The sequence below is a fragment of the Microcystis sp. LE18-22.4A genome (assembly GCF_027531105.1).
Taxonomy (GTDB): domain Bacteria; phylum Cyanobacteriota; class Cyanobacteriia; order Cyanobacteriales; family Microcystaceae; genus Microcystis; species Microcystis aeruginosa.
Genome location: NZ_JAPZRB010000177.1, coordinates 1 through 8,565, shown reverse-complemented (window position 1 = coordinate 8,565; position 8,565 = coordinate 1). Strand labels below are relative to the sequence as shown.

Below are 8,565 nucleotides of genomic sequence, written 5' to 3'. Positions count from 1 at the left end.
TTGGGTAAGACTTTTAGACTTTTTGTCAATCAAAAAGTACCAGATATGGGAGTGGTCGGGGGGAAAATCCCTGGACTTTTTCCCTGAAAATTAGGTAATTTACCCGATGAAAATGGGTAAAACCCCACACCCCACACCCCAAACCCTACACCCTGCCCCTAGGAAAAACTTTTTCAGCAGACCCCAATTAGTCCTCGATCGCTTAAAATAGTCAAAATTACCTTATTTGTTGGCTCATGTCTCCCCTGGACAACATCGCTAAACTGTCTCACCTCACCCGCAGAGATGTTCAGAAAAATTGGTTTATCGCTACAGCAGCGGGAAAACCAATTCAACCCGTCACCCTCAATGAAAAACAATACATTATTTGGCCTGCCGGCAGACAAATCCAATATCTAACTCAAAAAATTATTGTCCCCGAACATTTAGCCGGTTATCCTTTAGCGGGAATGGAACTGAGATTAATCTTAACTTGGTGGGCGGAAGATGTCAAAATTTATGTTAATAATCAATTTATCCAAGCAGGAGACCTCTTTGATTCTTCCACCCGCATTTTACTTTCCAACTCGGTCTCTACTGGTCAAGAAATTCTTGTTACTCTCCGTTTAGTCAGTCCCAATCATGATATTGGTGGTTTGATGAAATCAGAGTTAATCTATGAACATAGCCAAGCTATCGATCCTAGTTTTGTCGCTGATGAATTAACCATTCTCCATAATTATCTGCAAACTTTTTATCCTGAAAACTTAGCGGCTTTTACCGCTACTCTCGATAATATTGACTGGGATAATGTCACCAACAAAGATAAATTTAATCGCTCCCTAGAATCAATTCGTCAATCCCTACAACCCCTCGCTAAACCGCTCAAAGAACGCAGTTTTCATCTTCTCGGCCACGCACATTTGGATCTGGCTTGGTTGTGGCCGTTGGCAGAAACTTGGCAAGTGGCAAAAAACACTTTTATCTCGGTTTTAAACCTGCAAAAAGATTTCCCTGCCCTCATATTTGGTCATTCTAGCCCCCTAATTTACGACTGGATAGAAAAACATCATCCTGACCTGTTTCAAGCAATTCTAGAGGCATATAAAGGGCAATCTTGGGAACTTTTGGGCGGGATGTGGGTAGAACCAGAAGTCAATTTGATCTCCGGGGAATCCCTATTTCGACAACTACTTTATGGACAAAAATATTTTCAAGAAAAATTTGGACAAATCACTGAAACTGCTTGGCTGCCGGATACCTTTGGGTTTCCCTACCAATTGCCGCAAATTCTTCAATCCTTTGGCATCAAATATTTTGTAACTGGGAAACTACATTGGAATGATACGACTAAATTTCCCCACGGTTTTTTCTGGTGGCAATCTCCCGATGGCAGTAAAATTCTTTCCCTAATGTCTCCTCCCAATGTTGCCGGAGTTATGGATACTAACCCAATTATTATGACCGATCATGCTCTCAATTGGGAACGGCAAACCGGCTTAAAAGATATTTTTTGGTTGCCAGGTGTTGGCGACCATGGCGGCGGTCCGACTCGTGATATGTTAGAGGTGGCCCAACGTTGGCAAAAATCTCCTTTTTTCCCCCAGTTAAAATTTAGCCAAGCAACAACTTATCTGAACAGTCTGGAGACAAGTAATCTCCCTATCTGGGATGATGAATTATATCTAGAATTCCATCGCGGTTGTTATACTACCCACGCTGACCAAAAGGCCTATAATCGTTACTGTGAAATCCTCTTGTATCAAGGAGAATTATGGTCTTCTCTGGCTAATATCTTACTAGAGATTCCCTATCCGAAAGTCGAGATAGAATCCGCATGGAAAAAGGTTTTATTAAATCAGTTTCACGATATACTGCCCGGTACTTCGATCCCCGAAGTATTTAGGGATGCTAATCAGTTATGGCGGCAAGTTATCAGCACAGTTGAAGCAATTTTAGATCAAGCTTTACAGGCAATTGCCAATCAAATTAATTTACCTAATCCCCCCCATCCCCAAGCAAAACCTTTTCTAGTTTTTAATTCTCTTAACTGGGAAAGATCCCAAGTTATCTCTTTAGCTGTAGAATCTGTAAATTGCTCGGTTTATGACTTAAATAATTGTCTCTGTCCTTCGCAATTATCCCACGACAATCAACTGTTATTTATCGCTGAAAATATTCCTGCTGTGGGTTATAAGTTATTTTGGTTAGTTGCCAATCAGCAAGCAACCGAGAAAAATTTAACTAACTGCCAATTTATTTTAGATAATGGCTTGCTTAAAGTTACTATTAACTCGGAAACGGGGGATATAGATAGTATATTTGATATAATTAATCAAAAAGAAATCCTGCAAGCTGCGGGGAACCAATTACAGGGATTTAAAGATCAAGGACAATATTGGGACGCTTGGAATATCGATCCGAATTATCAACAATATCCCTTACCTAAAACAGTATTAAAATCGATCGAATGCTTAGAATGTGGTGCCTTGCGCTGGCAGATTCGCGTGATCAGAAGTTTAGCTGATTCGGAATTTTGTCAAGATTATATCTTAGAAAAAGATTCTCCTATTCTCCAGATTAAAACTATTGTTAATTGGCAGCAAGAACATACTTTAGTAAAAACCGCTTTTCCTCTCACCCTAAACAGCGATTTTACCACCTATGAAATTGCCTGTGGTGCGATCGAGCGTTCCCACGAACCAGAATCACCAAAATGGGAAGTTTACGGTCATAAATGGGCGGATTTAACCGATACAGAGGCAAACTACGGGGTGAGTCTTTTAAATAATAATAAATATGGCTATGATGCTACTAACCAGCAACTGCGATTAACTCTGTTGAGAAGTCCCCGATGGCCCGATCCCGAGGCGGCTCTGGGGAAACAAGAATTTACCTATGCAATATATCCCCATCAAGGTAACTGGAAAACGGCGAAAACTGTCCATCACGCTTGGCAGTTAAACTTACCTGTCACCGTTGTTTTTATTACTAATTCTTATCGATCAAACCAGTTGCCACCCGTGGCACAATGGTTAAAATTATCGGCCGATAACTTAATTTTAATGAGTTTCAAACAAAGTGAAACATCCTTTCGGGGTTGGGTAATGCGCGTTTATGAATGTCAGGGAGAAAACGCTGTTATTGATTGGCAAAATCAATTACAATTAACAATAAAAGAATCGATCGACGGTTTAGAAAGAGCGATCGATCCTGTTGAGCAACTTTCTCCTTGGCAGATAGCCACATGGTTATTAAAGAATTAATCTTCGTGATCTTCAAAAGGATCGCTTAATTCTGCAGCTGGCGGTCCAAAAGCGGTATAAAGAGCTAAAACGGTAATCCCCACCAAAGCGGCAGCGATCGAAATACCCAAAATTGTTGCAGTTTCCATAAAATAAAATTTGCTTAGATACAGTCTGTATCTTATCTTAACAAAATATAACCGATCTCGCCGTCGATAGCGATCGCTAATCTGGCCGGTTGCATTGCTGTTATCTCATGCCCGATAATGCTGAAAGGATCGACTCAATAGCGATCAAACTAAACCAGAAAAATTATTATGAAGAAACTCCTACAGGGACTAGAAAAGTTCCAGAGTGGTTATTTTGATGAACATCGGCAATTATTTGAGCAACTCTCCCACGGACAAAAACCGAGAATCCTGTTTATCACCTGTTCCGATTCCCGTATCGATCCTAACCTAATTACCCAAGCGGAGGTGGGGGAATTATTCGTAATTCGTAATGCGGGAAATATAATTCCTCCCTACGGAGCAACCAATGGTGGTGAAGGTGCATCTATAGAATATGCTATCAACGCTCTCGGCATCGAGCAAGTGATTATCTGCGGTCACTCCCATTGTGGAGCGATGAAAGGTTTGTTAAAATTGCAAAGTCTGGCCGATGAAATGCCTTTAGTTTACGATTGGTTAAAGCAAGCAGAAGCTACTCGACGTTTAGTTAAGGATAATTACAAAGAACTAGAAGGAGAAGAACTGATCGAGGTGACAGTAGCAGAAAATGTTCTCAATCAGTTAAGTAATTTGCAAAGCTATCCAATTATTCGTTCCCGATTACATCAGGGTAAATTGTCCCTACACGGTTGGATTTTTCGGATTGAAACCGGCGAAATTTTAGCCTATGATCCCATCCTACACGATTTTGTCGCTCCCCATAGTAAAATTACCCATCCCGAAGCAGCAGACAATTTACCCTCTAGTCGTCACCTTCCCAATAGTCATCCCTTCAAGATTTCTGAGGATTATATCCGGACTCATGCGGACGTAAAAAAAGCGACTCCTGCGGTTAATACTGTGGCGAAAAAGAATGGCTCCTCAACCCAAAAACCGGGCTACACTTATTTAGACCCCTCCCAAGCTGATCGCATTTATCGCGGTTCGAGAAGTTAATTAGGGATTAGAGAAATTCTCTAGAGATGTGCTTATTACCGTCTCTAGAGTGGCAGTTAAGGGCAAGAGCCTTCCCGGTTGATAATGACCGTAATCTGGGACAATCAGCCTAACATCTGGTGACAGCATCGGCAAGTCAGCAACGCTCAGTGTTAGGAAAGCTAATAGCTATTGCTTTTTACTTAAAAAATATGGTATGATGGAAAACTGTCAGTTTTACGAAAGCCGATGAAAACGGAAGAGATTATCAAATCAATCGAAGCCGAGTATCTCAAGAGCGATCTGCCCATTATCCATGTCGGTGACACGATCCGGGTAGGGGTGCGAATCGTTGAAGGAGATAAAGAGCGGATTCAGCCCTACGAGGGCATTGTCATCGCCAAACGCCATGGCGGTATCAACGAAACGATTACAGTACGCAAAGTCTTCCAGGGTGTGGGAGTAGAAAGAGTCTTCCTGCTCCACTCGCCGCGGGTTGCCAGTATCAAGATCATCCGTCGTGGTAAAGTACGTCGGGCGAAACTCTACTATCTGCGCGATCGGGTTGGCAAAGCCACCAGGGTACAAGAACGTTTCGATCGCCCTCTCTAAAAATTTTCCGGCGACAGCCTAACCAAGAAAGTTGCTCAATCGCCAACAACTACGCTATAATAAATAAAGGCCTTAAAAAAGCCAAATAGTTTAGCGAATGGGCGCTCTTAGTTCAGTTGGTAGAACGCAGGTCTCCAAAACCTGATGTCGGGGGTTCAAGTCCTCCAGGGCGCGTTTGGTAATCACCAAGCCGATAACTGCAAAGGACATGATCTAAATGTCTGGGGGTTAGTGTGGGTTGTCCGGTGAAAATGATAAGTTAAGGATAGCTTGAGTATCATTTTAAGGAGTAGCGATCGTGGCCAAAAAAGAAACCCTAGAAAAAGACACGAGCGACAAGAAAGAGGGAAGCTCCTTTCAGGTCAAGGAATTCGTCAATGAAAGCAAAGAAGAACTCGCCAAAGTCGTCTGGCCTTCCCGTCAGCAACTTTTGAGTGAATCGGCGGCCGTGATGTTAATGGTGACTTTGGTAGCCACTCTCATCTATCTGATTGATAAATTCTTTGCCTGGGGTGCGGGGAAGGTGTTCCCATGAATCTAGAAGAAGAGCAGTTTCCCGAAGAAGTCAATCTCAGCGGCCTACCGAAAAAACCCCGTTGGTATGCCGTGCAAGTGGCTTCCGGTTGTGAGAAACGGGTCAAAGCCAATTTGGAACAGCGCATCCACACCCTCGATGTGGCCGATCGCATTCTACAAGTTCAGATTCCCCAAGCGGCCACCGTCAAAGTCCGCAAGGATGGTTCACGGCAACATGGTGAGGAAAAAGTCTTCCCCGGTTATGTCCTGATCAAAATGATCATGGATGATGACGCTTGGCAGGTGGTAAAAAACACCCCCCACGTGATCAATTTTGTCGGGGCCGAACAAAAGCGCCACTACGGACGCGGCCGCGGTCACGTCACCCCGCTACCCTTGAGTATGTCAGAAGTCGATCGCATCTTCAAACAAGCTCAGATTCAAGAACCCGTCGTCAAAATCAATATGGAAGTTGGCGATCAAATCTTGGTTCTATCTGGTCCATTTAAGGACTTTGAAGGGGAAGTGATCGAAGTTAGTCCCGAGCGCGGCAAACTCAAGGCCCTGCTCTCCATTTTTGGTCGGGATACCCCGGTCGAATTGGAATTTAATCAAGTCGAAAAACAAAACTAAATCATGGCTAAAAAAGTCGTCGCAATTATTAAACTAGCTTTACCTGCTGGTAAGGCTAACCCTGCTCCTCCGGTCGGTCCTGCTTTGGGTCAACACGGGGTAAATATTATGGCGTTCTGTAAAGATTACAACGCTAAAACCGCCGATCAGGCCGGCATGATCATCCCTGTGGAAATCTCCGTTTTTGAGGATCGGAGTTTTACCTTTGTCCTCAAAACTCCCCCCGCTTCCGTTCTCATCCGTAAAGCGGCCGGTGTGGAAAGAGGTTCCAACGAACCCAACAAGAAATTTGTCGCCACCATTACCCGCGACCAATTACGGGAAATCGCCCAAACTAAACTGCCCGATCTTAACGCTAACGACATCGAAGCGGCCATGAATATTGTGGCGGGAACGGCCAGAAATATGGGTGTCAAGATCTCAGACTAAATCTTATTTCGGGGAGAAGTTAAGCTTCGTTATTACCCAAGGAGCAACAAATCAGATGGTAAGAAAAGTTTCACGACGTTTGCGAGATGCCCAGGCTAAGGTAGAAAATAAAGCCTACGAGCCATTAGAGGCACTGACATTATTAAAGGAATTAGCGACGGCGAAATTCGACGAAACCGCCGAAGCTCATATTCGTTTAGGTATCGATCCTAAATATACCGACCAACAACTGCGGACAACGGTAAGTTTACCCAAAGGAACCGGACGCACGGTGCGAGTAGCGGTCATTACTCGCGGGGAAAAGGTACAGGAAGCGAACAACGCCGGGGCCGATATCGTTGGTTCGGAAGAATTAATCGAAGAAATCGCCAAGGGGATGATGGATTTCGAGGTGTTGATCGCCACCCCCGATATGATGCCGAAAGTGGCTAAATTAGGTCGTCAACTCGGTCCGCGGGGTTTAATGCCCTCACCGAAAGGGGGAACCGTAACCACGGATTTAACCGGGGCAATCTCTGAGTTTAAAGCGGGTAAATTGGAATTCCGGGCCGATCGCACCGGGATCGTTCACGTTCAATTTGGCAAAGCTTCTTTTAGTGCCGAGGATCTGTTAGTCAATTTGAAAGCTTTACAGGAAACGGTGGACAGAAACCGTCCTTCCGGGGCCAAAGGTCGTTACTGGCGTACAGTTTACGTTTCTTCTTCTATGGGGCCATCGATTCAAGTGGATATTAGCGCGCTGCGGGATCTGAAATTAGCAGAAGGTTAATGACAGTTATTTTTTCTGAAAAAGCCTCCAAGTAATTGGGGGTGTTTTTTGGTGATTTTATCTATTCTAAGATCATTGATTTTCATTTTTGGGTTCTTCTATAATCAATACAGCCTGATATTGTCCTTCTGTTAAATTTGAGGGAACTTGTACGGTTAATTGACCTTCATTGTTAACGAATGCTTCAACTTCAATGGTTTTCATGTTAACATATCTCTCTTCATTTTCTGCTATAATTTTAACGGTAGAAGCATCCTTATCTGCTAAAGATCGAGCATACTTTCCTCTGACTGCACTTTTTAAATGAGACTCCGTTAAAACCTGAGAATAATCATCTAACATTTCATCATCTTTGAGGGGATCATTGATTACTTTGTTCGTAGATTTTTCTTTCATGTTTAGTTACTCTCCTAGCACTAATGATTCTGATGTTTTCTTGTCTTTCAGCATGAACAACTAAAAGCAAGCGGTTTTGACTAGAATAACCAATTGTCAAAAAACGATCTTCTAAGATTGAATGAGTAGGATCATCTAAAGTCAAAGAATAGGTATGCTCAAAGACAGTTTTAACCTCATTAAAAGAAATATCGTGTTTTCTCAGATTTATCTTAGCTTTATCTTCATCCCATTCAAAATTAGTCGTCACCATCTCAATTATACACAATAAATAAAATAAGTGGTATAAAAATCGCCCACCTTACTATGGTAAACCTTTAGTTAACTAAAGTGCGCCAGCCTTTGGCTATATCCTTTCGGGATCGCTCTATCTTGATCTTTATAGATGTTGGAAAAAAAACAATAAATTTGTGATACTGTTATCATTTTGACAAGTTATTGATGCTCTTTCTCAAGAAGATCGTCTATCTCAATGGAGCGAGAGGACTCCCGTTAAACCGCTACGCGGTTAACGGGAGATGAATCGCGACCAGAATAAAACTAACGCGGTAGGGTTTCCACTTTCGGGGAGTTTTTTTGGTTCTCGACGTATTTTTTTAGTTGTTCGATGGTAACGCCGCCACAACTAGCCACGAAATAACCTCCCGTCCAAAAATAAGGTTTATTGTCGAAATACTTGGCCGCCAAATCAGGAAATTCCTTTCTAATTAAGCGACTACTAACTGTTTTAAGGTTAGCGATTAATTTGGATAAAGCGATGTCAGGTTTGTCATCGATAATCAGGTGAACGTAATCCGATTCACCGTTGAAATCAAGCAACACGCTTTCCCATTTCGTCAGC

Annotated in this window: 11 protein-coding genes and 1 tRNA gene; 8 read left to right on the top strand and 4 right to left on the bottom strand. The window is 42.8% G+C overall.

Annotated elements, in window-relative coordinates:
- The first annotated feature begins 236 nt into the window (after positions 1-236).
- The gene (locus O9295_RS07890) at positions 237-3,245 is read left to right on the top strand and encodes an alpha-mannosidase (RefSeq protein ID WP_288032596.1); all 3,009 of its coding nucleotides are present in this window, start codon (positions 237-239) and stop codon (positions 3,243-3,245) included.
- Here O9295_RS07890 and psbN read toward each other — a convergent pair.
- Positions 3,242-3,373, bottom strand: coding sequence for a photosystem II reaction center protein PsbN (gene psbN / locus O9295_RS07885; protein WP_012266479.1), 132 nt, complete (start codon positions 3,371-3,373; stop codon positions 3,242-3,244). The two genes, O9295_RS07890 and psbN, sit on opposite strands and share 4 nt — an antisense overlap.
- 168 nt (positions 3,374-3,541) lie before the next feature.
- Here psbN and O9295_RS07880 point away from each other — a divergent pair, with 168 nt between their 5' ends.
- The 7 genes from O9295_RS07880 to rplA all read left to right on the top strand — a co-directional run bounded on the left by O9295_RS07880 (position 3,542) and on the right by rplA (position 7,328).
- Complete coding sequence (locus O9295_RS07880) at positions 3,542-4,390, top strand: carbonic anhydrase (protein WP_288032595.1); 849 nt, start codon at positions 3,542-3,544, stop codon at positions 4,388-4,390.
- Positions 4,391-4,618: 228 nt separating this feature from the next.
- Complete coding sequence (rplS, locus tag O9295_RS07875; protein ID WP_002738040.1) at positions 4,619-4,981, top strand: 50S ribosomal protein L19; 363 nt, start codon at positions 4,619-4,621, stop codon at positions 4,979-4,981.
- Between the two features lie 101 nt (positions 4,982-5,082).
- Positions 5,083-5,155, top strand: a tRNA-Trp gene (locus O9295_RS07870).
- A 124-nt stretch (positions 5,156-5,279) separates the two neighbouring features.
- The gene (gene secE / locus O9295_RS07865; RefSeq protein WP_002761141.1) at positions 5,280-5,516 is read left to right on the top strand and encodes a preprotein translocase subunit SecE; all 237 of its coding nucleotides are present in this window, start codon (positions 5,280-5,282) and stop codon (positions 5,514-5,516) included.
- Positions 5,513-6,130, top strand: coding sequence for a transcription termination/antitermination protein NusG (nusG, locus tag O9295_RS07860; RefSeq protein WP_002761140.1), 618 nt, complete (start codon positions 5,513-5,515; stop codon positions 6,128-6,130). Before secE ends, nusG begins: the two co-directional genes overlap by 4 nt.
- A gap of 3 nt (positions 6,131-6,133) precedes the next feature.
- Positions 6,134-6,559: a 50S ribosomal protein L11 gene (rplK, locus tag O9295_RS07855; RefSeq protein WP_002761138.1), complete on the top strand. Its 426-nt coding sequence runs from the start codon at positions 6,134-6,136 to the stop codon at positions 6,557-6,559.
- Positions 6,560-6,614: 55 nt separating this feature from the next.
- Positions 6,615-7,328, top strand: coding sequence for a 50S ribosomal protein L1 (gene rplA, locus O9295_RS07850; protein WP_288032594.1), 714 nt, complete (start codon positions 6,615-6,617; stop codon positions 7,326-7,328).
- 72 nt (positions 7,329-7,400) lie between these two features.
- Here rplA and O9295_RS07845 read toward each other — a convergent pair whose 3' ends face one another.
- From O9295_RS07845 to tnpA, 3 genes are all read right to left on the bottom strand, one after another.
- The gene (locus tag O9295_RS07845) at positions 7,401-7,724 is read right to left on the bottom strand and encodes a hypothetical protein (RefSeq protein WP_288032593.1); all 324 of its coding nucleotides are present in this window, start codon (positions 7,722-7,724) and stop codon (positions 7,401-7,403) included.
- The gene (locus O9295_RS07840; RefSeq protein ID WP_288032592.1) at positions 7,690-7,977 is read right to left on the bottom strand and encodes a BrnT family toxin; all 288 of its coding nucleotides are present in this window, start codon (positions 7,975-7,977) and stop codon (positions 7,690-7,692) included. The genes O9295_RS07845 and O9295_RS07840 overlap by 35 nt, the downstream gene beginning before the upstream one ends.
- Before the next feature lie 287 nt (positions 7,978-8,264).
- Positions 8,265-8,565, bottom strand: a 301-nt coding sequence (gene tnpA, locus O9295_RS07835; RefSeq protein WP_288032591.1) for an IS200/IS605 family transposase, incomplete at its 5' end; no start/stop codon positions are given.